Raw genomic sequence first — 26,164 nt, 5'->3', positions numbered from 1 at the left:
CAGGAGACTGGCATGGCACATCTGAATCAACAACTGCGTCATTTATTATCTGCACTCATCGCCGCCTGCGGCTTGCTGGCCGCGCTGCCGGCTGCCGCCGGGCAGTGGGATTTCGGCCTGTACGCGAGCCTGTGGGGCACGCGCGAATACCAGGTCTGGCTACCGAGCAATTACAATCCGAACACGCCGCTGCCCGTGGTACTGATGCTGCACGGCTGTGGTTCCGAGCCCAACAGCATGGCGGCCGTCAGCCGCTACAACCAGCTGGCGGACAGCGAAAACTTCATCGTCGTCTATCCGCGCCAGAACGCCACGGCCAACCCCATGCGCTGCTGGAATTTCATGTTGCCGCTGAACCAGGAACGGGGCACGGGCGAACCTGCCGTGCTGATGGGCATCTTGAACAAGGTCAAGAGCAAGTATGCGGTGCAGGACAGCCGCGTGTACGTGACGGGCATCTCGGCCGGCGGTGCCATGGCCTCCATCATGGCCGCCTGTTATTCCGACGTGTTCGCCGCCGTGATGGTGCATTCGGGCGGCATGTACAAGGGCGCCATCGGCATGCTCACGGCCGCCGATTCGCTGTTCAACGGCAGCTCGTTCGACCCGAAAGTACGGGGCAAGGATGCCTGGCGCTGCTCCGGTTCGCCGCGCCGGCTGATGCCGACGATGGTGTTCCACGGCACGTCCGACATCGTCGTCAACCCCGTCAACGGCGAGCAAACCATCGAGCAATTCCTGCAGACCAGCGACTATGGCGACGATGGCCTCGACAATGACAGCGTGCGTTACCGTGCCGACAGCATCGTGCGCCAGACGGTGCCGTATGGCCGCAGTTACTCCATCGACACGTATCTGCACAACGGCGCCGTCATCGCGCAAAAGTACACCGTCGAGGGCATGAACCACGCGTGGAGCGGTGGCCCTCCCGGCTGGCCATTCAGCGATGAGCTGGGCCCGGACGCCACCGTGATCAGCTGGAATTTCTTCAAGAATTACCAGCGCTGATGGCGTGAGGAACTTGCAGCTTGAACAATGCACCCATTGTGCTGCTCAAGCCTCCGCCCTGCTGGCCAGGCGGCAAAGGTTGATGCAAGTAGTGGGAACCTTGGCGGGTTCTTACTAAATATCAAGTATTTCCCTGCCATCCCATGGCATTGTCGGTTCTCCAGCTTGATTCGATGCAAGTGCGAATGAGGAGAATGCCATGGACGGTGACGAGTCGATATCGGGTGCCGAGCGACCGCTGCGCCTGCGCCTGGGTGTTTCGCCCAAGGTGCCTGCCGGCGTGCTGATACCGCAGCGTATCGCCGGCAGCGAGGCCATCTGTGGCGGTATCTTGTACCGCGTGCTGTGTGTCTCGACGCATGCCGACTTGCCGCTCAGTAGTTTGATTGCCTTGCCTGCCGCTATCGATATTGTCACCGACCAGGGCCAGCTGCGCAGTATCTGCGGCCTGGTCACGCAAGCAAGTGCCGGCGACAGCGATGGCGCGATGGCCAGCTATCAGCTGGTGCTGACGGACACTTTCGCCATCATGGAAAAGCGCTGCAACACGCGTGTCTTCCGGCGTTTGTCTGATATCGAGATCGTCAAGACCTTGCTTGATGAATGGATACGCAGCAATACCGTGCTGGCACATGCTTTCCAGTATGCGTTTGCCGATTTCTTCGAGGCGCAAACGTATCCGCAGCGTGAATTTGTCATGCAGCACAATGAGTCCGATGCAGCCTTCGTACGGCGCCTGCTCAAGCGTAGCGGCGTCGCCTGGTTTTTTCGTGCCGAGGGCAATACGGATGCACATGCCGAGCCGGCGCATACCCTGGTGCTATTCAACCATGCCGATGGCTTGCGGAAAAACATGGCTGATACCGTGCGTTATCACGCGGACCGCGCGACGGAACAGCGCGACACCTTGACGTCGTGGAGCGAAGTGCGCAAGCTGCAGGCGGGCAAGGTGACGCGCCATAGCTGGAATGAAGAACACCCGCGCGCGCGGCCGTTCATGACCGCCGATGCCTTGGGACGGGGGCAGCAGGGCATGCATGGCAATGCGATTGCCGCCACGTTTGATGATTACCGCGTGCTGCCGCCGCGCGCGGGCAACGATCATGAGGCCTTGTGCCAGCTGGGCATGCTGGCCATGCAGCAGCATGATTACGAGAGCCATTGCTTTCACGCCGAAGGCAGCGTGCGCGACCTGTGCCCGGGCGAGTACTTCAGCCTGGCCGAGCACCCGGACATCGGCGCCCTGCCAGCGGCCGAGCGCGACTTTGTCGTCACATCGCTGCAGGTGGCGGCGCAGAATAATTTACCCAGGGAGCTTGCCGCCAGGGTGGTCCGCCTGTTTGCGCGTAACCGCTGGCTGGCCGATGACGCATCGCTGCCGCAGCGCGAGCTGGCGGCGACAGTGGACGACGGCCCCTTGCGCATGCATATTGCACTGACTGCCGTGCGGCGCGGCGTGCCCATCGTTCCAGCCTATGACACGCGCATCGACCTGCCGCCAGTCACCATGCAAAGCGCCGTGGTGGTGGGGCCGGCGAATGAGGAAGTCCATTGCGACGCGATGGGTAGGGTCAAGGTCCGCTTTCCCGCCACGCGCAAGCTGGACCACGAGCATGCAGGCGGCACGGGCGCCTCCGACACGGATGCCGATTCGGCCTGGGTGCGGGTTGCGTCGAGCTGGGCGGGAAACGGTCACGGCAGCATGCAGCAATGCGGCTATCTGGGCTTGCCCCGCGTGGGCAGCGAAGTCTTGCTGGCCTTTCTTGGAGGTGACCCGGACCGGCCCATTATCGTGGGCCAGTTGTATAACGACAACGCGCAGCCGGTCGCCCTGAGCAAGGCAGGCGACTTGCCCGGCAACCGTTATTTGTCCGGCATGAAGAGCCGCGAAATCAAGGGCACGCGTGGCAACCAGCTGCGTTTTGACGATGTCCATGGGCAAATCAATGCCCAGCTTGCCAGCGATCACGGTTCCACACAGCTCAACCTGGGCTGGCTGACGCAGGACCGGCGCAACGGCCAGGGCGATGCGCGCGGCGAGGGCGCTGAATTGCGCACCGACGAGCAGTTGGCCATGCGGGCGGGCAAGGGCATGCTGATTTCGGCCTGGAAGCGCCTGAATGGCGATGGCGGCCATATGGCGCGCAGCGAATATCTGGGTCTGATGGAAAACTGCCTGGACTTGTTTCGCTCGCTGGGCAGCTATGCGGCGACGCATCAGGCGCTGGAGCAGGAAGACCAGGCGCAGCAGGAATTGCAACACAGCTTGAAAGGCTGGGAGGGCGGCAGCAATACGCAGCCCCGTGCCGAACTGGGTGGTGCGGCGGCGATTGCCGTCACGGCGCCCGCCGGCATCAGCTTTGCCAGTTCGAAAGCCATCGTCAGTTATGCCGTCAGCAATATCGATACGGTGGCGCAGCAGCACTTGCAAGCCGTGGCAGGCCAGCGCTACAGCGTGAACGCGGGCAAGGGCATTTCGCTGTTTGCCCATGCGGATGGCATCCGCGCCATCGCCCACCATGGCAAGTTCCTGCTGCAAAGCCAGCATGACGACATGGACCTCAACGCGGCAAAAAACCTGAAGCTCACGGCCAGCGACGGCAAGCTGACGGGCATGGCCGATGAAATCGTGTTGATTTCCAAACATGGCGCTTTCATCCGCATCGCCGATGGCATCACCTTTGGCAGCAAGTCGCCGCTGAACTTCAATGCGCCCAACTTTGTATTCAACGACCCGCAGAGCATGGAGGTGCAATTGCCAAGCTTTGCCGAGGGCAAGGCCGACCAGCAATTCATCTTTCAGTACGAAGGCGACGACAGTCTCGTTGATGGCGTGCCGCCAACACCACAGCTGGCGCCGCAAGCGCACTTTGCCGTGAAACTGGGCGATGGTTCAGCGGCCGATGGGCGCAGTGATGGGAGCGGCAAGACGGACGTGCTGGAGCGCGCCGCGATGCACCTGGCCGCCATCGAAGTATTCAATAACAAGGATTGATGACGCCAGGAGAGTGCGATGGGCAGCTATCCGAAAGTACCGTACGTCGTGGGCGAGGATGTTGCGATCCTGCATTGCGAACGCAGCGTGTGCAAAAAGGTGAAGGTACGCCGTAATCTGCCGGGCAATATCATCGTCATCCATGGCGTCAACGATGTGGGCGTCAGCTACAAGGCGGTGGAACATGGCTTGTGCGAAGGCTTGACGCAAAGGCTGGGGCGCGGCTTTACGCCAGCTTCTTACCGCATGCCCGTGGCGGCGGACAAGGACAGGCTGGAAGACGATCCCGACGCTGTCTTTTTCAAGCGCACGATAGCCAAGGATACCGATAGCCCCGTGATTCCGTTTTACTGGGGCTACCGTGAAGTGGAAGGTAAGAGTAGCACCATCAATGGTCAGTTTGTCGATCGCTACGGTAATCGCTTGGACAAGGATTTATCCAAGGAAGGCGGGCCGTTTGGCAACGCCACCAGCAGCTTGCCCGACATGTGGCGTCCGGGCATGTATGCGCCTGCGGACCCCATGGGCGATGCCTTGCGTCCGCTGAAGACGGCGCCCGGGCGCATGTATATGGTACTGGCGGCGCAGCGGCTGGCCGCGCTCATTTCCATGATCCGCGATTATGATGCCCAGGACACCGTCAGCATCGTTGCGCACAGTCAGGGCTGTCTGTTGTCGTTGCTGGCGCAGGCCATGTTGATGGAAAAAGGGCTGGCACCGGCCGACAATTTGATACTCACGCATCCGCCATACAGCCTGGTGGACAGCCTGCCTCTGTTGATGCGAGGAGCCGCCTGGTTCGATGGCGGCGAAGATGCAGCGATGAAGCCCTATTACCATTTGCTCAGTGGCGCGCAGACCATGGGTGCGCGCCTGAAGACCTTGGTGAATATCGTGGCCGGTGTGGCGAAAGGCAACGGCCAGGCTTGCCAGCCGCCGTTTGCCGACTTGAAAAAGGATGAGCATCGCGGCATGGTTGGCAGCCGTTGGCAGGGCGCCGAAGACCGCGACAACCGCCGCAAGGTTTATCTGTATTTTTGCCCTGAAGACATGACGGTGGCGCTCGATAACATCCAGGGAATAGGATGGGATGGCGTGCCCGATCATGCATTGGGAAGTGAATTGGTGGAAGAAGAGGAGACATCCAGTCTGGATGGGTACAGTATTTCCTCCGGACATACCAAGATGGTGGAACACAAGCAGGTTCGCGGAGCGCTGGCAGAACTGGGTGGCAGATTTTATCAGCGGGTATTCAGCAACAAGACCCGGCTGGATCCGGCCACGGGAAAGACTACGGTGTCGTTGGTAGGCAAGCCGCCACCTTTTGACTTCCCGTTGCGCCTGCCGACGGAAACCGAGCAGTCGCATGTGGAGGTTTCTCTGCGAAAACACCGCGCACAACATCAAGCGGTGGCCTGGCCTGTCAATACCAAGTTGAGCAAAGTGGAACAGCGTAATGGCGTACGCACCATCACTGGCGAAGCGTTGAAACAACCGGTACCGGCCGACTTGCGTGGCACCTCGCAAATTGATCCCGCCAATATTCCAGCAACGTCCATGATGAGAAACCGTACCGTGGCAGATCAGGGACCCGCAGAGGAAGTCGATCCCTGCGATGCGTCGGTGGCACCGACCAGCGGGAGCGGCATGCAGCTACGCAGCGAGTATCGCCCTGATCCGGGCGGTTATCAAAAGTTTCCCGAACGGGTGGAATACCTGAGTCTACGAGAGTTGGCATTGATGACGGCAAGCTACAACAAGGAAAAAGGACTGGACGTGAAAGACAAGCTCGATCAACGCGAAATTGTCTCGGCGCAACGCTACCCTGACAGCAATGTCGTGGCGAAAATTCAGGAAAGCCCGAACGAGGCGCGCTTGCGCTGGCAGCGGGAAGTCAGTGCCAGATCTTTCCACAGTTCGATTATCGGTAGCGCGAAAAATCATAGCCAGGTGACCGCGTATGACGTGGCGATTGGCAGCGGCAAGGCGTCATCCGATCCACTGTTCTATGCGTATCTATGTGCGGTGGCAGATTGGCGGGTGAAGGACCTGAAGAACGGCGATAAAGGGCGTAAGGGAATACGGATAAAAGAAAAGTTCATATTGGAGTTCGCGCCATATTTATCCGTAGAACCCGGATGGAGAAGTACTGCAATCAATGGCAGCATTGACTATTACAACACAGGAATCTTGCCTGTAGGATTGCCCTTGCTATCAGGGCCGTTGTGGAAAATTGTAGTGTCACAAACCAAAAATATAAAGGTAGTGAGTAGTGAGCGAAAAAGCAAAATAAATGAATTGTCGAAGCCTCGTCGGTAGCAACTTGCTTTGATTGATTATCGTTTCTCCGGGATTGCAGACCAAAAGGTGATGGCCATGATGACGCTTCGTTGGTTGGGAATGTCGATAGTTGTTGTAATTATATTTTTTGGTTTGTTGTGGCTCAATGCCTTATCGAAGAGTCAGGCGCGTGAAATAGCGTTACAGTTGCAGGCGAAACAGCCAAAGGTGCCTGTGGGGCCACGGCAAGAGTACGTGCTGGAGGTGATTGGACTTGGCGTTACCCTGGATAAGTATCGGCAAGGAAAGCTGTGGGATGTCTTACAAAAAGGCAGTCCTTACACCAGCATACGCGAACAAGACCCCAGGAAATATCCGTGGACGGGTGATGATAAGGATGGGGAAGGCGGCAGCAGGGCCTACGATGCGCTGGAAAATGGCATTAATTTTACTCCGATGTATTGGAACCTGCCGTCATTTTATGCGGGTACACCCATTCTTGACCCGGCGGCACAACCGAGCTTGATTGAGCCGATGGCAGGACTCGTGGCTGGCGCTGGTACGGGGGGCATGCCCTTGCATCTATTTTCCTTGGCTTCATGGAAACTGGATGAACATCCTGACCAATTGCTTATTGATGTTTTTGATTTTTTCGATAAGCATCCTGACGTACCCTACGTCGCCTTGCACTCCGAGGACAGCGTTGGTACACGGGATGGCAACCGGAAGCCAGGCACCGCAAGGAAATTGGTAAACGGATATTTCATACCGGATATGCCTGATGCCACGGCAGTATTCATCCTGGCACGCCGCGAACGAATAGAACCGTTGCGCCCATTTGTTTGGGATGACCCTGCGAATAAATTCGTTAGGGAACAACTCCGCGCCATGTACAACGAACTGATGCAATCACTTCCTTCACGCGCGAAACAGCAGCGACCCGAAGCCTTCAGCGAACGTCAACCCACCGTCGCCGAATGGCTCACCGCCGCCGCCGCCTTCGCCCAGCGGCCCGATATCCGCGGCGTGGGCTTGCATACGTTCGATAAACTCAATCCCTGGGAAAATCGCCCTCCGCGTGACTGGAAGCCGACGCCGTGGTTTCCCATTCCCTGGAACCGGGACCAGATGGAAACCTTCGACCGCTTGCCTTCGTTCGGTTTCGTGCACCGGCCCGTATTCGTCAAATTTGCGGATGAGGAGGGTAAGCCCGTCACGCGGCGTGACCAGCGCCAGAAGATGTTCAATGCGGGCTGGCAACAGGCGTTGCAGACCTTGCCGGTAGCCGAGCGCGGCAAGGGGCCGGCGCGCATCGTGGCCGGCACGGGAAATCAGCCGGAACAGTTGCTGATGCTCGAAGGCATGTTGCATGACTATGCCTCACAAGGCGGGCCGGAAATCGACAGCAGCAAGAGCGCACAGTTCATCAATACCGATCATCGGCTGGGCAATACCGGTGCGGCCACCTGGTTCATGCAGATGGCCATTGGCGTGATGGGCAGCTATCGCGATGGCGGCGCCACTGCCGCGATTAATTTGCGCGACGGCAATGAGGCCAGCATCATCCTCATCACGCCGCCATCGGACGCCAAACGCCAGCAGCAGGATGCCAATGGCGATATCTTCCGCAGCCGCGTCACGCCCGCTGTCGATCCGGCCAACTATGCGGCCCCATCGGTGGAAGCCATCCTGGAAAGCTCGGTGGGCAAGTAGAACGGGAGGCAGCATGCGTAAAGTCATCCGTTTGGGCGACGCCACGTCGCATGGCGGCAAGGTGCTCAGTTGTGCCGCCACGCATTTTACGGTCAATGGCATTGCCGTCGCCTGCGTCGGGGACTTGTGCAGCTGCCCCATCAAGGGGCATCAAGGCTGCAAGATCGCCAGCGGCTCGTCGCGGCACACCATCAACGGTATCGCTATCGCCTTTGAAGGCGATACCACCACCTGTGGCGCCAAGTTACTCGCTGGCGGCGTCAACTTCCGCACCTCCTGACGCCGCGTCTGCCTGCCATTTCCTAGTAACTATATAATCTGCGCTTGGGCGATATCCGCCCTTGACTCCGATTGAAGGAATGCCATGCCAGCTTATTTCGTGCGCCCCTTGGCGCTGTGTGTCGTGTCGGCCGTGTGCCTGTCTGCCAGTGCCGCCGAGGCGGTGGTGGATGCACAACAGCGCGCGTCCTTGCTGGAATTTTATGCGCAGCAATATCCGGGCGAGCCGGCTGCGCGCACCGTGTTCGAGAGCGTGCCCGTGGTGGGCGGCCGCGGCAGCGAAGTGGTGGGCAGCGTGGAAACGTCGCCGTATCGCGGCCATGGTGCGCTGTGCCGGACACAGCGCACCAAGTTCGTGCTGCACGGCGAGGGCAAGCAGGCGCGCTGGCAGGAGGCGGGCATGGAGTATTACGCCTGGCTCGACCGGGGCACTTGCCGTGCGGTGGCCGAACCCGTGCGCATGCTGCAGCGCATTCCCGATGCGGAACTGGAAGGCGTGTTGTTGTACCAGAAGCCGTTGCTGGAGCGGGCGCGATTATTGATGGCGGGTAACACGGCATGTGCCCCATTGCGGGCACTGAAGTTCGCGCTGGCGGCCGTCGATGTGGGCACGGCCGCACCGCGTGCCGAAGAGCGCTATGCGCTGGTGTTCAAGAGTGACCGCGACAGCTACGCCCGCGTCTGGCTGCGCAAGAGCGGCGCCCAGTATGACGCGTGGAATGTGACTTGCCCGCCAGTGCTGTAGACTGCTCGCCCTTTGCCCGATTTTACTTTTTGACTGTTGCAACCATGAACGAAAATTCCACTTCCGCCCGCAGCTGGGGCACCATCGTCACGCATAGCGACGAGATGGCCATCATCTACCGCTATGTCGACACTTTCCATGACGACTGGGACCTGTCGTCGCAGCCGGACCGCATCATCATCGCCTGGCGTTATGAGGACGAGACGGGCATGCCCGCGCCGAACGAGCGCGAGCACATGGAAGAGCTGGAAGCGGCGCTGGAACCCGTGGTGGAAGCGGATGGCTTCGCCACGCTGGCGCTGGTGTCCACCGGTGAGAACTTGCGCGAATGGATTTATTACACGCAGTCGGGCGAAGAATTTTTCAATCGCCTCAACACGGCGCTGGCGCCGCGTCCCAAATTCCCGATTGAAATCCGCAGCGCGGCCGACCCCGCATGGTCCACGTACGCGGGGTTTATGGCAGCGTTACCGAAGTAATTACACCAGCGCGGCCGTCACGATACGCGTAGCGGCCGTGATGATGTCCTGATTCGTGTCCGCTTTTTTCTGTTCGCGCGTGTAGTACACGGCGATGACCAGTGGCGCGCCGCTGGCCGGGTAGGCGATGCCAATGTCGTTGACGCTGCCATACGCGCCCGAGCCGGTTTTATCGGCCACCTGCCAGCCGGCAGGCACGCCGGCGCGGATGCGTTTGTCGCCCGTCGTGTTGCCGCGCATCCAGGCATCGAGTTGCTGGCGCTGCGATGCCGGCAAGCTATTTCCCAGTAACAATTGCTGCAAGCTGTGCGCCATCGACGCGGGGCTGGCCGTGTCGCGCACTTCGCCGGGGATGGCGCTGTTCAATTCCGTTTCCCAGCGTTCCAGCTGGAACACCGTATTGCCGATGCTGCGCGCAAACGCCGTCACGGCTTGCGGCCCGCCTAATAATGTCATCAAGAAATTGGCCGCGCTATTGTCGCTGTACTGCAAGGTGGCGGCGCATAGGTCGGCCACGTTCATGCCGTCGGCCAGATGCTTTTCCGTGATGGGCGAATAGGTGACCAATTCCTTTTTCTCGTAACGCACGTGCTGATCCAGCAAGCCCGGTTGGCTGACGCTGCGCGCGAGCACGGCACCCGCGAGCATGGCCTTGAAGGTGCTGGCCAGGGGAAAGCGTTCATCGGCGCGATAGGCAAGGCGCAGCTCGCTGCCCTGGCGCCAGGCGGCAACGCCGAGGCGTCCGCCTGCCGCTTGCTCCAGCGCGGCCAGTTGCGTCTGGGCGGCGGCGATGCTGGTGGCGGGCGCGGCAAACAACATCGGTGTCGGGCACAGCAGGGCGCCGCCGCCGGCCAGCAGGAGATGGCGGCGGACGTGGTTCAGGGATTCAGTCATGGTCTGTCAGTGTTGTTGGAGTGGAAAGGGTGGCCAGCAGTTCGCCGATGGCGAGCAGGTTGGCCGGTTTGGTCAGATGGTGGTCGAAGCCGGCCGCGCTCGATTGGCTGCGGTCGTTTTCGGCGCCCCAGCCCGTCAAGGCAACGAGCACGACGTTGGCGCCGGCCGGTATCCGGCGCAGCGCGCGCGCCACTTCGTAGCCGTTCATGCCGGGCAAGCCGATGTCGAGAAAGATGACGTCCGGCAAGAATTGCGGCGCCACGGCCAGGGCTTGCGCGCCGTCGTGGGCCACTTGCGTGGCGTGGCCCATCATGTCGAGCACGGCGGCGAGGGTGTCGGCCGCATCGATATTGTCGTCGACCACCAGCACGCGGAAATGCGGGCCGCCGTTGGCGCTGGCCGGTGCGGCCGGTGCGGCGGACGCTGTCACTTCCTCCTCCAGCAGCGGCAGGCGCACGCTGAAGGTGCTGCCCAGGCCGGTGCCGGGACTGGCCGCCGTGGCGCTGCCACCATGCAACTCGGCCAGGCGCCGCACCAGTGACAGGCCGATGCCCAGGCCGCCTTGCGCCCTGCCCATGTTTTGCCCCACCTGCGTGAACATGTCAAACACGGTGCTGATCGACTCGGCGGGTATGCCCACGCCGCTGTCCTTGACTTCGATCAATGCCTCGTTGCCATCGCGTAATGCGCGCAAGCTGATCCGCCCGCCGGCCGGCGTGTACTTGGCGGCATTGTTGAGCAAATTTCCCAGCACTTGCGCCAGGCGCGTGGGATCGGCTTCGAGCGGCAGCGCTTGCTCATCGAGTTGCACCTGCAATTGATGGCGGCTGGACTCGATCAGCGGCATGCTCGTTTCCACGGCGCTGGCAATGATGGTTTTCAGGTCTGCGCGTTCAAGCTTGAGTTCGATCTGGCCCCGCGTGATGCGGGCCACGTCCAGCAAATCATTGACCAGGTGCACCATCTGATTGACTTGCCGTTCCATCACGTCGCGCACCCGTGCCACGGTGGCGGGCTTGTCGGCGGCCAGGCGCATGATCTGCAAACCGTTGCGAATGGGCGCCAGCGGGTTGCGCAGTTCGTGCGCCAGGGTGGCGAGGAATTCCGTCTTGCGCCGGTCCATTTCTGACAGGTTGTCGGCTAGTTGGCGCAATTGCTGCTCGGAGCGCTTGCGCTCGCTGATGTCGCTGAACAATACCGTCAGCAGGCGGCTGCCGGGGCCGCCCAGGCGCGCGGCGAAGACTTCGAACCAGCGCTCCATGGCCACGGCTTCGTTTTCGTAGCGCACGGGCTCGCCGGTCTTGACGACCTGGTCGTACATATCGAACCAGTGCTGGTCGTGGTCGGGCACGAAGCTGCGGATGGTCTTGCCGATGGCATTGTCGAGGCCTGACTGCTTGACGAAGGCGGGATTGCCTTCCAGGTAGCGGAAATCGATGGGGCGGCCTTGCTCGTCGTACAGCATTTCGATGACGCAAAAGGCCTGGTCCATCAGCTCGATCAGGGTGCGGTAGCGTTCCTCGCTGCGGCGCAGCGCATCTTCCACCTGTTTCTGGCGCGTGATGTCGAGCAGGACGCCGGGCAATTGCAAGGGCGTGCCGTCGGGCGCGTATTCCGCGCGGCCCCGCGCGATGACCGAGCGGTACTGGCCATCGCCGGCACCGACGCGGTAGCTGGCCTCGAACGGCGCGTGCGCCTGCAGCGCCTGGGCAATCTGCGCGCTGACTTGCTCGCGGTCATCGGGATGGATGATCTCCAGGTAGCGCGCCAGCGGCGCCGCCGTGGCCGCATCGGCATTGACGGGGAACAAGCGCGCCATATTGCTGTCGGCCGTGACCCGGTCGGCCACGATATCCCAGTTCCAGGTGGCCACTTCGCCGGCCGCCAGGGTCAGGCGCAGGGTTTCCTCGTTCTGCTTGCTGGTCGTCAGGTCGAGCGAGATGCCGGACAGGCCGATCACATTGCTTGCGCCGTCGCTGGCGCAAGTACCGCGCATGTGCGCCCAGTGCAGTGACCCATCGGGCCAGCGCACGCGGATATCGACTTCGAAATCGCTGGCGCTGGCGATGGCCGCGTGCACCACCGTCTGCCAGTGCTGCAGGTCGCCGTCGAGCATGGCGCCCGTCAACCGCGCGTAATCGATGTGGCTGTCAGGCGGCAGGCCCAGATTGGCCTTGAAGGCATCGGAGCCGGCCATGCTGCCGCTGCCCAGGTCGATTTCCCACGTTCCCATGCGGCCGCCCTGCATGGCCAGGCGCAGCCGCTGTTCCGTCTGCCGTTGCTGCGTCACGTCGCAATGCGAGCCCAGCCATTCAACGATGCTGCCGTCGGGCGCCAGCACGGGCAGCATGCGCACGAGCATGTTGCGGTAGGCGCCGCTGACGTGGCGCAGCCGGTATTCCGCTTCGAACACGCTGGTCAGGTGCGATGGCATGACGTAAGGCAAGTTGCGGTCGTCCGGATGCAGGGCATTGACCCAGCCGCGGCCCAGCAGTTCGGCCTCCGTCTGGCCTGTGAAGGCGCGCCAGGATGGCTGGTCGGCATCGAACTGGCCGAAGGTTTTCGTGCTCCAGACGATGTCGCAATGGGCGCTCAGCAACAGATGCGCCGCCTGGGCGGCGACGGTGGAGGACGGGACGGCGTTGCTGGGCTGGCTGGGTTCTGGCATGGAGGCTATCGACGATGGTGCAGGGGGCCTCGCCGCACTGGAATGGGGCGGCCTGGCAACTTAATTCTGGCGATATTACAACTATTTTTGCCCTCTGGGCTGTCTTGCAGGATGCCCATTCCGCTTTCCCGAGTCTGGCGAAAAAATCGCGCCCTACGGCAGGTGATCGGAGGAAATAGCAAGGAAATAGCAAGACCGGGGCGCTATTGTGGCTGAATAACCACTAGTCGGCCCTTTATGTTGATGAATGAATATTTTACATAACAATATTCTTGCAGCGCATAAGGCGCTTGAATTAAATTGGCGCCTTACTTGAAAGTTGGTGTTCATCAGACATCCCAGAGATGCGGCCAGACCGCTGTCAGCTTGGACGACAGCCAGGGCAGAGCCAGTGACGCCAGGAGCGGAGAGACATCCGCTCGCGCTGCTGCACCGAGATGGTGCAGACGATCATCCAGCGCCGTACATAACCCGGAGACAGGTTTCGCAATTCTTTTTTAAACTTCTGGGAAACAACATGATCAAGATGTCCAAGATGCACAAGCGTTTGTGCGCCAAAAGCGCTGCTATGCTGGCACTGTCCGCTGCCTTGCCTATCGGCTCGGCTTATGCTGATGAAGTCGCTGCTGATACGACCCCTGCCGCCAGCCAGCTGGAAACCGTGACCGTGACGGCGCAGCGCCGCAAGGAAAATATCCGCGACGTGCCCGTCTCCGTGTCGCTGCTGCGCGACGAAAAGCTCGACGTGCTGGTATCCGGCGGACAAGACATTCGCGTGCTGGCCGGCAAAGTGCCGAGCCTGAACGTGGAGTCGTCGAACGGCCGCACCTTCCCCCGCTTCTACATCCGCGGCTATGGCAATACCGATTTCAATATCTTTGCATCGCAACCTGTTTCCCTGATTTACGACGATGTCGTGCAAGAAAATCCGATCCTCAAGGGCTATCCGATTTTCGACGTGGCTGGCGTGGAAGTGCTGCGCGGCCCGCAAGGCACCTTGTTCGGCCGCAACACGCCTGCTGGCGTGGTCAAGTTTGAATCCGTCAAGCCGAACCTGGACAAGGTTGAAGGCTATTACAACGTCTCCGCCGCCACGCACAACACGACCAATTTCGATGGCGCCGTCAACGTACCGCTGAGCAAAGAATGGGCCATGCGTGTCTCGACCTTGCGCCAGCACCGCGACGACTACGTCGACAACACGTTTACGGGCAAGAAAAACGCGCTGGACGGCTACAACGAACACGCCGAACGCGTGCAGCTGATGTATGCGCCGAACGGCACGTTCAACGCCCTGTTCAATGTGCATCAGCGCAGCACCACGGGCAGCGCGCGCGTGTTCTTCGCCAACGCCATCAAGCTTGGCACGAATGACCTGGTCGACGGTTTCAATCCGACCAAATCCTACACCGATGCCTTGAACTTCCAGGAGCTGCGCACCAATGGCGCCAGCGCTCGCCTGAGCTGGGAACTCGACGGCGTCAAGCTGTACTCGATCACCGGTTTCGAACGCGTGGGCAAGTATGTGTCGCATGGCGACATCGACGGTGGCGCACCAGGCATGGTGCCAGCGATTCCATTCCCGGTGGAAACTGCTGGCGGCATCAGCAGCGTGAAACAGTACTCGCAAGAATTCCGCGCTGAATCGAAAAGTGCCGGTCCGCTGAATTGGCAGGCTGGCGTGTACTACTTCAATGAAGATGCCAACGGTTATACGGATAACTTCGGCGGTAGCGACCATGCGCTCGTTTCGCACCTGGCCAGCCGCCAGAAAAACACGGCCTGGGCCACCTTTGGTTCGGTCAACTATGCCGTCAACGATGACTTCATGCTGCGTGCCGGCTTGCGCTACACCAAGGACAAGAAGGATTTCAACACGGTAGTAGCGAACAACGTCCCGCAAATCAACCCGACCAGCGCCGATGTCAGCAAAGCCAAGGTCAACTGGGATCTGAGCGGTACCTACAAGTACAACAAGGACGTGAACTTCTACGGCCGTATCGCCACCGGTTTCCGCGCGCCAAGTATCGCGCCAGCCAGCAAGGATGTGTCCGTGACTGTGGCCGATGCGGAAACGATCACCTCGTTCGAAGCGGGCATCAAGGCCGACCTGTTCGAGCGCCGTGCCCGCGTCGCTTTCAGCCTGTACAACTACCAGGTGAAAAACCAGCAATTGACGGTCGTTGGCGGCACCTCGAACGTGACGCGTTTGATCAATGCAGCCAAGACGAATGGCCGCGGCGCGGAACTGGAACTGGAAGGTTTTGTCACGCCTAGCCTGAAGATGTCGTTGGGTGGCAGCTACAACTTCACGGAAATCAAGGATCCATCCCTGTCGGTGGCCACATGCCGCAGCTGCACCGTGACCGATCCGAAAAACGCCGCTGGCTTCGCCATCATCAATGGCAATGCGCTGCCGCAAGCGCCGAAGTGGACGGTCACCGCCACGGGCCGCTATTCGATCCCGATGGAAAACGGTGAATTCTTCGTCTTCACGGACTGGGCTTACCGCAGCAAGATCAACTTCTTCCTGTACGAGTCCACCGAGTTCACCGGCAAGCCGATGGTCGAAGGTGGCTTGCGCGTGGGCTACACCTGGGATGCTGGCAAGTATGAAATGGCCGTTTTTGGCCGCAACATCACCGACACCCAGCGTATCACGGGCGCCATCGACTTCAACAACCGCACGGGCTTCATCAATGAGCCACGTCAGTTTGGGGTGCAGTTCAAAGGCAACTTCTAATTGCCTGATACCAGGCGCCGGCCCTAGCGGCTGGCGCTTGCATTCCAACCCGCCAACGGTTCACCGCGGCGGGTTTTTTTATGCGTGTATCGGAAGTTGCGACAAGCGCTGCGCCCAGGCGGGAATCGCTTGCCGCCAGAAGTCTTCGACGTTCTCGGCGCGCACGTCGAGGCCGAGGAAGCGGGCCGCCGGCAACAGCGCCGACGCCAGCAGTTCGGTGGCTTGTGTTCCTGTATCGAAGGCGAGGGCGCCCGTCTGCTTGGACAGCTTTTCGCCGCTGTCGTTCGTGACGACAGGCACGTGCAGGAAGCCGGGATGCGGCAAGCCCAGCACATCCTGCAGATACAGCTGGCGCGGCGTGGAATCGAGCAAGTCCGCGCCGCGCACCACTTGCGTGATCCCCTGCGCGCCATCGTCGACCACGACGGCTAGCTGATACGCCCAGTAACCGTCGCCGCGCAGCACGATGAAGTCGCCCACTTCGCTGGCCAGATCCTGCCGCTGCGGACCCGCCCAGCGGTCGGCAAAAGCGTACACCGCATCGGCCCCCTGCGGCACCCGCAGCCGCAAGGCCCGCGCCGCCTTGCCCGGCGCCAAGCCGTGACGGCAGGTGCCCGGATACACGGCAGCCCCATTTTTCGGCGCGCCCGCCTGTAAATTCGAATCCTGGATCTCCTTGCGCGAACAGCCGCACGCATACACGAGCCCATCATCCTGCAATTGCTTGAGCGCCGCCTCATACAGCGGCAAGCGCTTGCTCTGCCACGTCGCCTCGCCATCCCAGTACATGCTGCAGCGCTGCAGGCTGGCCAGGATGCCGAGATCGGCGCCCTCGACATTGCGGTCATAGTCCAGGTCCTCGATACGCAGCAGCCACGTGCCGCGATGCACCTTTGCATCAAGATAACTGGCCATGGCGGCAACGAGCGAGCCCATGTGCAGGGGACCGGAGGGAGAGGGGGCGAAGCGGCCGATGTAGGGGGCGGTGGGAGAGTTCGGAGACGGCATGCTGTGAGTGTAGGCGGTGGTGACAGGCGCTGATGGTTGATTGCTCAGGGTGGGGAGCTTTGGCGACAGCGGCAAGTATCGTGCAGGGCGATGGGCAAGTCAAATCCTGGGCTGTTCCTGAATTGCCTAATTGATCATCAAGTGCGTAACGTTATCTTCAACATATGAAATTTCTTCTTTGCAGTAATGCGCGTCATTCAGCGCTCTGAAATGTAAATCCTTGTCGAATTCCTTAGTTCTGAACCTGTTACTGAGCAGTGCTACAACGCTCCCCTCATCTGGCCAGCCTGAAGAATGCAATGCTATCAATGTATTTTCAAAAGAAATTTCATTGATGAGACAGATTTTTAATTTTCGAGGTAGCTTCTTCAATAAATTCAGCCATCGTATCTCACTTGCTTTTGGAAAAAAGGTATCACTATTTTTTATGGATGCTACTATTCGTTGCTGCACTTCTACAGATTTATCTATATTGATATACGATACACAATGATCATTCATTTTCAATCTGATGGGTGATTTCCTGGCTGTTTTGTACTGCAAGATTATGCATGAGGAAGATATTTTTATGTCATGCTGTGCGATAACGCCTCCCCACGAAAATTGAAAGACTATTTCTGATAGTCCTTTCATTTTTCCGGCAATCCCAGACTTCCTTTGAAATTGTTTGACTAGCGATGATTCACTTACACCGTTGCCTACAGAATTATTTTCAAAGTAATGTATTATTATTATGTAATCTATTTCGGGGAAATTTTCTTTTACAATAATTAACTCGACAACGTATTCGTCTACCCATCCATTGATATCAAAAATATACATTCCAACCGCTGTTGTTGTAGGTATGGTATGGAATATATTGATAATACTATTTATAAAATCGGTTGCTGGAATTTTTTTCGATAATGCAATCTCTCCATTGACGATCAGTAGTCCATCAATGAAATCAAAAATACAGCCTGGGATTTCAAATTTTTTCATTCTGTTATGTGAAATTTTGGATGAGGTATCTCGTATGAATTATTGCAATGATTCAGCACGGTTCGTAGAGGCAAATATTGTTCCCCATCGGATCTTCGACGTTCAGAAAACTTGCGTAGGGAGTCTCTACGTAACTGATGAAAAAAGCAGTTTTGTCCAGTCGCTCCTTGAGCGTGTCAATATTTTTCGTTGGTAAAGTGAATAGATTGAGCGTACCACCTTTGCTACCTACGCGATGTGCTTGCTCAATGTTTGAAGGAGGCATGAATTCTATTGAGAATTTTTTGTTGGACTCGTGCGCCATTGTCAGGCGGCGACTGGTGCCTGAATCACACTGAATGATGGTATCCATCGTAATAAAGAATCCGAGATTGTCAATGTAAAATTCTTTTGCTTCGTCAAAATTAAGGCAAAGTATTCCTATATTGATTGTGTTTAACATGTGATTTTCTGGATTTTCTGGATTTCATGGTTCTCTTGGGAAGATAGGATAAATACAAAAAAATATTACTTTCAAATTACATAAACCAGGATTTTATTATTAATAAAAAATTTTCACAGGCTTCATGTTCTTCTTTGAAAACGCGAAGCTCTGTCTTTATTCCTCGTTCATAGTAAAAAACTTCCCAACATCCTTTTTTTTCTCTGATGCACAGACTCTCATCCTGAGCCGGATCGCCAATCGAGAAAGCATTTGATGGAATTTTTAAAATTGACATCTCTTGTGCTGTATCTGAAATATTCATGCACATAGTTAGCTGAAAGTTAGCCGAATTTAATAGTGGTTTTATTGATAGGCACAAAAAACCGATGTGGTGTGATTGTGCGGGTCATGACATGCATCTATTTTCCCCCAAGGTCCTGATTGCGGCAGCGTGATAGCAAACTCATCTAGAAACCATCGTCTCAATCTTCTTGTATATTTTCCTTCGGGTTTAGACTGAAATCCGTCCATGCAATTTTCCGGACCAAAATCCCAGAATTTTATGAGGCCATCATCTTTCTCAAAAAAAATAACTATTATTTTCATTTTTTTTAGTTTGAAACTTGTTTTGTAGGCGATTGCCCCGTCTTCATGCTTTATCCATGCTTCCCAGTCATGATCCATCGAGTGTAGATCTTTTCTTTTCATTCCTTTAAATAGAATGATTGATTCGTTTGCGGAAAAATATCCATCTTCAAATATAACATAATGAATTATATTCATTGTCAATAATTTAAATTTTGTGAAATTTTATCAGTTTCTTATTTTCATCAATCAGGCTTACCCTATAGTTTTCTGATTGGGCATAAAAATAAGCGGAGAAGAAACTCGGATTTAGAAAAATGCAAAAAACATATTTCCAACTCTTTTCCTCTGAATTTTCATTGATCAGTAGATTGATTATTTTTGGCGTGATTAGTTTGCTATTCCAATCCTTGGACAGCTTAATGTGGATATCAGTTCCATTTCCAATTTAAAAATTCATACTTGATAAAAATTTCTTATGTGGATAAATAAGAATTTTCATTTTTGTCCTTTGATTTATTGCGTATGAAAATAGTGCATATTCCACGATATTCCAATTGATGCCATCGCTGATTGAAGAGATGCTGAAGCTGAAATTTTGCCCCATGAAAAATTAAATGCGGAGAATGTTTTCTTTATCTCATCAGGACCTTTTCCCAAGACTTCAGCAAGTAATTTGGCTAGTCGGTTTTTGTCGGCTATTAATTGGTACTCTGTCGTGTTATATCCATATTTTTTTGTATTTCCCCCATCCCACGATAGCCAAACACTCTTCATGCAATAATTTTTAAAAATAAAATTTATGCCAAACTCAAATTCATTCAATCTTCCGCAGGTTGATAAACTGTGCACATAAGTGTTTGTTTTATTGTCTTCTATCTCAATGTTATTTTCTTTTGCAATTTGAATAAATTCAGATTCGTTAAGTGGCGCCATCATGATGCCATCCAATAGGAAATAACCACTTTCTTTATCAAAGGATAATGTTTTCATTTTTTGAAACCTTGCCGGATGACCTGGTACGGAGTGGTAATACGATAATCTCCAGCCGGACAATATGCCTTGACCGCTATCGGATGAGATTTTCGCATATCCACTCTAGAGTTTTCGCATAGGAAATATTTCCTTGTTCCCGTTCTTGGGCCGCATCATGAAGAAAAGAGTTCTGTAGTTCCGGAGTTCTCTTTTGCGCGATCCACATGCAAATAGAATCAGCGATAGCATGATCTATATTTTCCTCATCAAGTATTTTTGCCATCATGTGCAAACCTTTCAAAACATGATTTTTCCACATGTGGAATTCGGCCACAATCATGCGCAGTCTCAGGGATTTGCTTTTTTCGAAGCGATCAAGAATTTTCTCTTGTTCATAGCTTGGTGAGTTTTGTAGGTAGTAACTAAATATAGCTTCAATATGGCTATTGAAAACATCGTCGTCGTCGGCAGATACATTGATGGCGATGATATTTTGTGCAATTTTTAACATGGCTGCGTTTGCAGGACTTTGCCATGCTATATCCCAGATGACCTGATGTAGTTCCGGGCTATAAAATTCGCGTTCGAGCAAGCTGGCAAAAAAATCAAGTTCGTTGCTTGTAAGTGGTGCAGTTTTTTTTGCGATAATTTTTCTTCGCAAATTTTTAAGATATTTTTCTTCCAGACGCAATTTTTTCATCATTAATTAGAGTGAACTCTATTTGATTGATAGTCTCATTTTATCTATGATAGTTTGAACTGATGATTTTTCTCGTCTTTTTTGAAATGGTATAAGTGACGGATCTTCCCATTGATGTTTTTCCACCTAGTATTTTTTCACCGGGTGCAAAATTTGGTACGAAGGTTATTTTAATATCTTCGTTGTTGTCTTGAATATATATTTCAAAATCTGAAATATTCCTTTGCTCTTTTCTGAATTCAACCAAAGCCACGAGCAATTTTTCAAGATTTTTTCCGGAAATTTTTTCTTCCAGGTTTTCCATTTTGGATATATGTTTTTTCATATCTCTATCGGGATAGGAAATGTTTGTTGGAGTACTCTGCTAGTTAATATTTATTTTCTTTATTATATATTTGTGTTTTTGCCATATATTATCATTGTCGAGCAAAGTGATGATTTTTGATCTGCCTTGATTAGTATGTATCCCCACGAGAAAGAAAAAAAATCCTCGTACTTTTTCGATATTTCCGCTGATTGACCTAGTGATTTTGAAACTAACTTACTAAGATATTTTTTTCATTGATCATGTCCAAGTGACTGGAGTTATAGCCAAGTCTGTTTGTGACTCCATCTGTCCAGAATATTTCAATAATGCAAAGAATTCCATTTTTAAGTCTTAAATTTACTCTTGTTTCCACATTGAGAAATTGAATATTTCGCATGCTATATGTTTCAAAGTCATTTATTTTTCCAAAATATTCAAGAAAATTTATGTTTTTTATTTCTTTTGTTGATGTGTTTTTGTTTACGTGAAAATTCTCATTTATTTCGATATCTCCAGTATTTTTATTTATATTCATTTATGGCGTCGGAAATTTAAATATTTTTCATTAGCTTTGAGTTTTGATATATCTGAATCATCAATGAAATATTGATTTCCTCCTCCTGCGTCTGTAATGTATGTGCCAATAGCTCTTGCTTCCTTTGCTGCCATTCCTTAAGCGCATGGATGGTTTTTTTGCATCGATGACCCGTTGTGGAATGTGGTTGCTGGTAATTTTTAAGAAATTTTTATAAAAATATCTTGCTTTAAAGTAATTTAATGAAATTCATTTTTGATAATTTATTTTAATTATTGTCTTGTCTTTTTTTGAGATAAGATAAACCACCGTCCGACCCAGCGAGGTTTTTCCTCCTAGCATTGGACTCTCTCCCTTTGCAAGACTTGGGTGGAATGTTAACTCTATTTCATTATCATCATCTTTTATGTAGATAATGAAATCTTCAATATTTTTGTTTTTTTCAAAATCAATATAGGCAATTGTTATATATCTAAAGTATTATCCAGAAATTTTGTCATCAAATTTTCGGACTTTTTCCATAATTTTTTCTCCTTTAATTTCTTTGTTGGACTCAATATTTTGTGCGGATGATTTGTGTGTAAAAGTTCGATGGTCAGCACCTTGTCGAGCGCGATGCTGGCATCGTCGGACAGCATTTCCACCACATAGGAAAAGTCGCGCGACAGGCTTTCGCTGGCGGACAGGCTGTTGGCGAGGAAGCGGATGCCGGCGGGGCCGTCGCCATGCGGAAAGCGCAGGCGCAGCAGGCGCTGACCCTGCATGTCGCCCGTCAATGCCGCCCATGCCGTCGTCGTATCGGGGAACTCGCTCATCGCGCATCGCTTCACGGTAGGGATCGTTGGCCGACTGTAGCAATAGCGAACACAAGCGTTTTGCGCAGCCGCAAGGATCAATCGTTGAATGAGGGCATCAAGTGCATTTCGTAATGTTTGTCATCGCGGTGGCGCGGCGTTGCCGCATCGCCAAGGAAACTGTTGCAGCCGAGGCCGCCTTGTGGCGCTGCCGTCAACGTCGTCCCTTGCACATCGCTGGCGCGCAGCACCAGCACGATGTCGTAGCGCACGAGCGGCTGGCTGAACAGCATCAGCATGTGCCGCAGCGCTTGGCTGCCAGCGGCGCGCGGCAGGAAGCTGGCGTGCTGCTTGGCAGTGAGCGGACCGAGGCGCAGGCGCACGGCCAGGTCGGGGCGGCGGCAGCGCTCGCCGACGGTGGCGCGCTGGCCCAGCACGGCATTGGCCATGCCCAGCGCCGTCTGTTCGCGCGGCGCCAGCACGTCCCTGGCTCCCGTCGCCTCGTCGATATGGCAGGGCACGCCGAAGTGGTCGGCAAGGATGCGCGCCATGACGATGGACGAGAGGTTGCGCTGCTGCAGCAAGCCGCTGTACAGGCCGGCGGCGGCCTCGTCCTGGCCCTGGCCCGGCTGGCATGCGGCCAGAGCCAGCAGGCGCGACAGGAAGTCCCCGCTGTGGCCGGCTTGCTCGACGCGGTATTTTTGCCAGGCCTGATAAAACAGGGCCACGGCGCGGCTGGAAAACAGGTCGAGAAAGGCGCGCGGGCCGGTGACGCGTTCGCTGTGCTGGTGCGCGGCGATGCGCTCCGAATAGTGGCTGGGCAAGCTGCCCTGGCAACCCAGCAGGCCCATGAAGGCGGGCGTGAGGTGGATGGGCTTGCCGTGGCCGGACAGCAGCGCCAGCAGCAGGGCATCGGCATCCTCGATGCCGCCGGTCGCGAGCGCTTCGACCTGGCTGGCGGGAAAGCGCAGCGAGACGCTATTGTCGAAGCGCACGAGCTTTGCCAACGCCGTGTGTTCGTCGATGCCGTGTTCGGCCAGCCACGCCAGCAGCAGGCGCAGCGCCTGGAAGCACTCGAAGCGCTGCGGCGCGTCGAGCAATTGCTGGATCACGCTGGGGTGGCGTCGGCGCTGCGTTCCGGGCATCGCAGGAGTTCCTCGCCGCTGCGGTGCGACAGCAGCGTCAGTTGGCTAAAGCAGTTGAGCTGGCTGTTCAGGGCGAAATAGCGCTGCAACACCTGGGCAAAGATATGGATGCTGCAGCCGACGAAGGCTTGCTCGTCGATGCCCAGGCGGATGGCGATGCCGGGCATCAGGGTGGGAAACGGCACGGTGGGCATCCAGGCACGCGTGCTGCCGTGTTCGAGCGTGACGATGCCCTGGATCAGGCGCTGCGTGGTGGGCGAGCGGGGCAGGTCATACAGGCTGAGCATTTTCTGGAATTCGGCCAGGCCCGCTTGCGTCAGGCTGGAGTAATTGAGCGACAGGTGCGCAATCAGGCGCCAGTGCGTGTCCGCCAGGAAACGCAGGCTGGGCGTGGGCTTGCGCAGGAAGCGCGCGGGGATGCCGTCGGGCACGTCTTCGGCCAGCAGGTCGCCACCGGGCAAGCCGTAATGCAACTGCGTGGGCAAGTCGCGGTTGCTGCACAGCAGCTGCGTCGAGACGGTGGCGCAGGCCGCGCTGCCTGGTGAAAACTGCGGGTCGATCAGGCTCAGCCGCATTTCATGGCCGGGGCTGATGGCGGCCACGGCTTCGTCGCGGCGCGCCAGCCAGTATTGACCATACTCCTGGCCCTGTTCTACCTGAGAACCCTGCAGCGAGGCATACAGCGGCAAGAAAGTGCTGAGGCGCTCGCCGGCCTCGTCCTTGCGCACCACGGTGACGCTCTCGATGTTGTGGATGTCGTAGGCAAACGCATGCGTGGCATCGGCCACCAGCGCGTAGTCGGGTTCGGTATGCGTGAGGCGGATCGGCACGCCGGACTTGGCGAACAGGTTGACGACGGGCGTGCAGCCGAGCAAGAGATTATCGGGGCTGACGCCGGACAAGAGCCGCGCCTCGTGGCTGTCGCTGCGCACGCCCATGAGCGGCAGGTGCAGGGTGAACTGGCGGCACTGTTTTGGCAGCAGGGCGGCCAGCAGGGACCATGCGATATCGATGAAATGGAATTTTTCCGGAAACGCAAAGTACTCGGTCAGCAGGCGCAGGGCCGGGTGCGAGCGGGCGGAAATGGGGATCAGCGCCTCGTCCTCCGCATAGCCGGCCGGCGCCAGCACGGTGCCGTCGACGGCCAGCCACGGGCCGTGTTCGTCCAGCGCCACGTACGCTCCCGCGCCGTGCAGGAACAGGGCGTCAAGCAGGGCCGCGCGCACCGACGGTTCGCCATCGGCAAACATGCGCAGGCTGGCAAAGCCGGACTGGTCCAGGTGGTACTGCTCGCTGCTGCTGGTGAACTGCATGCTGAGCAAGGCGCTGGCGCCGGCGGGCAGGCGCAGGCCGGGCGGCGCGTCGATGAGCGGCGAGAAATGCAGACGCGTAATGGCCAGCGGCGCCAGGGTCACGTCGTACGCGCTGGTGAACTTGCAGGCCACGCCCTGCACCGGATGCGAGCGCAGCACCGTGCCGCGCGCAATGTGCACAGGCTGGGCCAGCTGGCCGCCGCTCGGCGCTTCATCGGCGGCGATGCGCACGATGGAGCACGAGGGAAAGGGCCGCAGGTAGTGCGGGTACAGGGTTTCCAGCAAGGAGTTGGTAAATTGCGGATAGGCGTCGTCGAGGCGTTTTGACACGCGCGCCGTGAGCAGGGCAACAGACTGGATCAGGCGCTCGATGTGCGGGTCTTCGCACGTCTCGCCGGCGATCAGCAGGCGCCCGGCCGCCTTCGGATAGCGGCTGGAAAATTCGCGCGTGTACTGGCGGAACAGGCCCAGCTCACGCTCGTAATACGGCAGTAGTTGTTCCACGGTCGCGCTCTCCGCCAGCAGGAAAGCTTCATGCTGGCATCAGGCGCGAAGGTGGGTGTTGATGCGTAACAATGAATTTTAGAAATGGTACTCCGCGCGTATCATCGGCGTCTTCGCCGTTTGCCCCACGTTGCCCGTGGTGGCGGGCGAGTTGCCGAACTTGTTCTTCCAGTACTGGTATTCCAGACCCACGCGGAAGGTGTTCTTGGCGCTGCCCAGGGCGGCGCCCACGTCGAACATCACTTGCATGTCGATATTCGTTTCCACCGCCGTCTTGCGGCCCACTTCATCATTGCCTTTTGAATCGATGAGGTTAAAGAAACCTTCGAACGAGAATAGCGGCGACAGGGGGATGCCCCAGGCGCCCGTCAGCATGGCATGCGTCTTATACGTGTAGCGGCCCGTCACTTGCGAGATGGGCGGGAAGGCGCCGCTGGGGGCGTTGCTTTCGCGCAGCAACAGCAGGCTGGTGTTGAAGAAGCCGGGCACGTCCCACATCAGTGTCGGGCCGGCCACCAGCATGCGCTTGCGCGAGTTGTAGCCGACGTCATTTTTCGTGTTGACGTCGAAACCCAGGGTGACGCCGACGCCGCGCACGGGGCCGAACTTGATGTCGCTGCCGCGCACCTTGCCGATGTCGATGGTGTTGCGGTACACCAGGTACGCTTCCTGCGCGCCGGACGTCTTGCCCAGCGCGCCAGGGTCCTTGCTGTCGGAGATCAGGAAATCCAGGTTGACGAAGTTGCTGCCGTATTTGTAGCCGCTGGCGTGCGTGATGGCGAAGATGTTTTTCTTGATGTCGTCGGGATTGAACGGCTCGCGGTAGTCATTGCCGGCGCGCCAGCTCAGCGCGGTATCGCTCCATTCGGCAGCCTGGGCGGTTGCGCCCACGCCGAGGGTGGTAGTGAGGCAGAGCAACAGACACGGTATGGTTTTTGGCACTTTCGGCTCCTGATGGCGGTGTTGGGAAACGGGAAATGAAATAGCAGGGGGCGTAACCCGCACGATGCGCTGCGATGAGGCAACTTGCGCGCCGTTCAATCCATGATGCGAGAAGCGCCGCGTTGGGCGATATGTTTTATCTGCATA

Annotated in this window: 24 protein-coding genes; 8 read left to right on the top strand and 16 right to left on the bottom strand. The window is 56.4% G+C overall.

All coding sequences use genetic code 11. From position 1 onward, the window contains the following. Positions 1-12: 12 nt before the first annotated feature. The 7 genes from CSQ93_RS19880 to CSQ93_RS19850 all read left to right on the top strand — a co-directional run bounded on the left by CSQ93_RS19880 (position 13) and on the right by CSQ93_RS19850 (position 9,499). On the top strand, positions 13-1,008 hold the full coding sequence (locus CSQ93_RS19880; protein ID WP_099379515.1) for an extracellular catalytic domain type 1 short-chain-length polyhydroxyalkanoate depolymerase: 996 nt from the start codon (positions 13-15) through the stop codon (positions 1,006-1,008). 199 nt (positions 1,009-1,207) lie between these two features. Next, on the top strand, positions 1,208-4,003 hold the full coding sequence (locus CSQ93_RS19875) for a type VI secretion system Vgr family protein (RefSeq protein ID WP_099379514.1): 2,796 nt from the start codon (positions 1,208-1,210) through the stop codon (positions 4,001-4,003). 18 nt (positions 4,004-4,021) lie between these two features. Then, entirely contained in the window at positions 4,022-6,322 is a 2,301-nt protein-coding gene (locus CSQ93_RS19870; protein WP_099379513.1) for a T6SS effector phospholipase Tle3 domain-containing protein, read from the top strand. Positions 6,323-6,379: 57 nt separating this feature from the next. Continuing rightward, the gene (locus CSQ93_RS19865) at positions 6,380-7,996 is read left to right on the top strand and encodes a type VI lipase adapter Tla3 domain-containing protein (protein ID WP_233516268.1); all 1,617 of its coding nucleotides are present in this window, start codon (positions 6,380-6,382) and stop codon (positions 7,994-7,996) included. Between the two features lie 13 nt (positions 7,997-8,009). Continuing rightward, positions 8,010-8,276 carry a PAAR domain-containing protein gene (locus CSQ93_RS19860; RefSeq protein ID WP_099379511.1) on the top strand — a complete coding sequence of 89 codons (267 nt, stop codon included), beginning with the start codon at positions 8,010-8,012 and terminating at the stop codon, positions 8,274-8,276. An 84-nt stretch (positions 8,277-8,360) separates the two neighbouring features. After that, entirely contained in the window at positions 8,361-9,020 is a 660-nt protein-coding gene (locus CSQ93_RS19855; protein WP_099379510.1) for a hypothetical protein, read from the top strand. A gap of 44 nt (positions 9,021-9,064) precedes the next feature. Further along, entirely contained in the window at positions 9,065-9,499 is a 435-nt protein-coding gene (locus CSQ93_RS19850; RefSeq protein ID WP_099379509.1) for a DUF695 domain-containing protein, read from the top strand. Here the strand turns inward: CSQ93_RS19850 and bla are convergent, their stop codons facing one another. Continuing rightward, positions 9,500-10,318 carry a class A beta-lactamase gene (gene bla / locus CSQ93_RS19845; protein WP_442778340.1) on the bottom strand — a complete coding sequence of 273 codons (819 nt, stop codon included), beginning with the start codon at positions 10,316-10,318 and terminating at the stop codon, positions 9,500-9,502. Positions 10,319-10,385: 67 nt separating this feature from the next. After that, positions 10,386-13,061, bottom strand: coding sequence for a hybrid sensor histidine kinase/response regulator (locus CSQ93_RS19840; protein ID WP_099379507.1), 2,676 nt, complete (start codon positions 13,059-13,061; stop codon positions 10,386-10,388). 517 nt (positions 13,062-13,578) lie between these two features. Between CSQ93_RS19840 and CSQ93_RS19835 the strand changes: the two genes are divergently transcribed. Further along, complete coding sequence (locus CSQ93_RS19835) at positions 13,579-15,804, top strand: TonB-dependent receptor (protein ID WP_099379506.1); 2,226 nt, start codon at positions 13,579-13,581, stop codon at positions 15,802-15,804. Between the two features lie 78 nt (positions 15,805-15,882). Here CSQ93_RS19835 and gluQRS read toward each other — a convergent pair whose 3' ends face one another. From gluQRS to CSQ93_RS19790, 14 genes are all read right to left on the bottom strand, one after another. Further along, a complete protein-coding gene (gene gluQRS / locus CSQ93_RS19830) occupies positions 15,883-16,812 on the bottom strand; it encodes a tRNA glutamyl-Q(34) synthetase GluQRS (protein WP_099379505.1) in 930 nt (309 codons plus the stop codon). A 126-nt stretch (positions 16,813-16,938) separates the two neighbouring features. After that, positions 16,939-17,793, bottom strand: coding sequence for a hypothetical protein (locus tag CSQ93_RS28965; protein WP_158301296.1), 855 nt, complete (start codon positions 17,791-17,793; stop codon positions 16,939-16,941). Between the two features lie 52 nt (positions 17,794-17,845). Continuing rightward, positions 17,846-18,235: a VOC family protein gene (locus CSQ93_RS19825; RefSeq protein ID WP_099379504.1), complete on the bottom strand. Its 390-nt coding sequence runs from the start codon at positions 18,233-18,235 to the stop codon at positions 17,846-17,848. Positions 18,236-18,311: 76 nt separating this feature from the next. After that, a complete protein-coding gene (locus tag CSQ93_RS19820) occupies positions 18,312-18,539 on the bottom strand; it encodes a hypothetical protein (RefSeq protein ID WP_199534459.1) in 228 nt (75 codons plus the stop codon). Between the two features lie 41 nt (positions 18,540-18,580). Next, positions 18,581-18,901, bottom strand: a complete 321-nt coding sequence (locus CSQ93_RS28960; protein WP_158301295.1) for a hypothetical protein — start codon at positions 18,899-18,901, stop codon at positions 18,581-18,583. 417 nt (positions 18,902-19,318) lie between these two features. Next, positions 19,319-19,795: a hypothetical protein gene (locus CSQ93_RS28955; protein WP_158301294.1), complete on the bottom strand. Its 477-nt coding sequence runs from the start codon at positions 19,793-19,795 to the stop codon at positions 19,319-19,321. Between the two features lie 76 nt (positions 19,796-19,871). Continuing rightward, positions 19,872-20,480 carry a hypothetical protein gene (locus tag CSQ93_RS19815; protein WP_099379502.1) on the bottom strand — a complete coding sequence of 203 codons (609 nt, stop codon included), beginning with the start codon at positions 20,478-20,480 and terminating at the stop codon, positions 19,872-19,874. 37 nt (positions 20,481-20,517) lie between these two features. Beyond that, the gene (locus CSQ93_RS28950) at positions 20,518-20,781 is read right to left on the bottom strand and encodes a hypothetical protein (RefSeq protein ID WP_233516267.1); all 264 of its coding nucleotides are present in this window, start codon (positions 20,779-20,781) and stop codon (positions 20,518-20,520) included. 232 nt (positions 20,782-21,013) lie between these two features. Beyond that, positions 21,014-21,319, bottom strand: coding sequence for a hypothetical protein (locus CSQ93_RS28945; RefSeq protein ID WP_158301292.1), 306 nt, complete (start codon positions 21,317-21,319; stop codon positions 21,014-21,016). Next, positions 21,316-21,453, bottom strand: a complete 138-nt coding sequence (locus tag CSQ93_RS28940; protein WP_158301291.1) for a hypothetical protein — start codon at positions 21,451-21,453, stop codon at positions 21,316-21,318. The genes CSQ93_RS28945 and CSQ93_RS28940 overlap by 4 nt, the downstream gene beginning before the upstream one ends. A 330-nt stretch (positions 21,454-21,783) precedes the next feature. Then, positions 21,784-22,134 (bottom strand): hypothetical protein, encoded by a 351-nt coding sequence (locus CSQ93_RS19805; protein ID WP_199534458.1) that lies wholly within the window; start codon positions 22,132-22,134, stop codon positions 21,784-21,786. A gap of 77 nt (positions 22,135-22,211) precedes the next feature. Next, positions 22,212-23,258, bottom strand: coding sequence for a type VI secretion system baseplate subunit TssG (tssG, locus tag CSQ93_RS19800; protein ID WP_099379500.1), 1,047 nt, complete (start codon positions 23,256-23,258; stop codon positions 22,212-22,214). After that, entirely contained in the window at positions 23,222-25,075 is a 1,854-nt protein-coding gene (tssF, locus tag CSQ93_RS19795) for a type VI secretion system baseplate subunit TssF (RefSeq protein WP_099379499.1), read from the bottom strand. The genes tssG and tssF overlap by 37 nt, the downstream gene beginning before the upstream one ends. Positions 25,076-25,153: 78 nt before the next feature. Beyond that, positions 25,154-25,966 carry an outer envelope protein gene (locus tag CSQ93_RS19790; protein ID WP_099379553.1) on the bottom strand — a complete coding sequence of 271 codons (813 nt, stop codon included), beginning with the start codon at positions 25,964-25,966 and terminating at the stop codon, positions 25,154-25,156. Positions 25,967-26,164 lie beyond the last annotated feature (198 nt).

Origin of the sequence: Janthinobacterium sp. BJB426 (assembly GCF_002735705.1) — a bacterium.
In the GTDB taxonomy this organism is placed as follows: Bacteria; Pseudomonadota; Gammaproteobacteria; order Burkholderiales; family Burkholderiaceae_D; genus Janthinobacterium.
Note: the sequence above shows the minus strand (reverse complement) of the source record. Positions and strands in the feature narration are given on the sequence as shown.

Coding starts and splice junctions, on each gene's coding strand:
- CSQ93_RS28940 (WP_158301291.1), bottom strand. CDS start 21,453: ATGGCAGCAAAGGAAGCAAGAGCTATTGGCACATACATTACAGACGCA.
- CSQ93_RS28960 (WP_158301295.1), bottom strand. CDS start 18,901: ATGGATCATGACTGGGAAGCATGGATAAAGCATGAAGACGGGGCAATC.
- bla (WP_442778340.1), bottom strand. CDS start 10,318: ATGTTGTTTGCCGCGCCCGCCACCAGCATCGCCGCCGCCCAGACGCAA.
- CSQ93_RS19835 (WP_099379506.1), top strand. CDS start 13,579: ATGATCAAGATGTCCAAGATGCACAAGCGTTTGTGCGCCAAAAGCGCT.
- CSQ93_RS28955 (WP_158301294.1), bottom strand. CDS start 19,795: ATGAAAACATTATCCTTTGATAAAGAAAGTGGTTATTTCCTATTGGAT.
- CSQ93_RS19840 (WP_099379507.1), bottom strand. CDS start 13,061: ATGCCAGAACCCAGCCAGCCCAGCAACGCCGTCCCGTCCTCCACCGTC.
- CSQ93_RS19875 (WP_099379514.1), top strand. CDS start 1,208: ATGGACGGTGACGAGTCGATATCGGGTGCCGAGCGACCGCTGCGCCTG.
- CSQ93_RS19825 (WP_099379504.1), bottom strand. CDS start 18,235: ATGTTAAACACAATCAATATAGGAATACTTTGCCTTAATTTTGACGAA.
- CSQ93_RS19815 (WP_099379502.1), bottom strand. CDS start 20,480: ATGATGAAAAAATTGCGTCTGGAAGAAAAATATCTTAAAAATTTGCGA.
- CSQ93_RS28950 (WP_233516267.1), bottom strand. CDS start 20,781: ATGGAAAACCTGGAAGAAAAAATTTCCGGAAAAAATCTTGAAAAATTG.
- CSQ93_RS19850 (WP_099379509.1), top strand. CDS start 9,065: ATGAACGAAAATTCCACTTCCGCCCGCAGCTGGGGCACCATCGTCACG.
- CSQ93_RS19880 (WP_099379515.1), top strand. CDS start 13: ATGGCACATCTGAATCAACAACTGCGTCATTTATTATCTGCACTCATC.
- CSQ93_RS19870 (WP_099379513.1), top strand. CDS start 4,022: ATGGGCAGCTATCCGAAAGTACCGTACGTCGTGGGCGAGGATGTTGCG.
- CSQ93_RS19820 (WP_199534459.1), bottom strand. CDS start 18,539: ATGAATATTTCAGATACAGCACAAGAGATGTCAATTTTAAAAATTCCA.
- CSQ93_RS28965 (WP_158301296.1), bottom strand. CDS start 17,793: ATGAAAAAATTTGAAATCCCAGGCTGTATTTTTGATTTCATTGATGGA.
- CSQ93_RS19865 (WP_233516268.1), top strand. CDS start 6,380: ATGATGACGCTTCGTTGGTTGGGAATGTCGATAGTTGTTGTAATTATA.
- CSQ93_RS28945 (WP_158301292.1), bottom strand. CDS start 21,319: ATGAATATAAATAAAAATACTGGAGATATCGAAATAAATGAGAATTTT.
- CSQ93_RS19805 (WP_199534458.1), bottom strand. CDS start 22,134: ATGAGCGAGTTCCCCGATACGACGACGGCATGGGCGGCATTGACGGGC.
- gluQRS (WP_099379505.1), bottom strand. CDS start 16,812: ATGCCGTCTCCGAACTCTCCCACCGCCCCCTACATCGGCCGCTTCGCC.
- CSQ93_RS19855 (WP_099379510.1), top strand. CDS start 8,361: ATGCCAGCTTATTTCGTGCGCCCCTTGGCGCTGTGTGTCGTGTCGGCC.
- tssG (WP_099379500.1), bottom strand. CDS start 23,258: ATGCCCGGAACGCAGCGCCGACGCCACCCCAGCGTGATCCAGCAATTG.
- CSQ93_RS19860 (WP_099379511.1), top strand. CDS start 8,010: ATGCGTAAAGTCATCCGTTTGGGCGACGCCACGTCGCATGGCGGCAAG.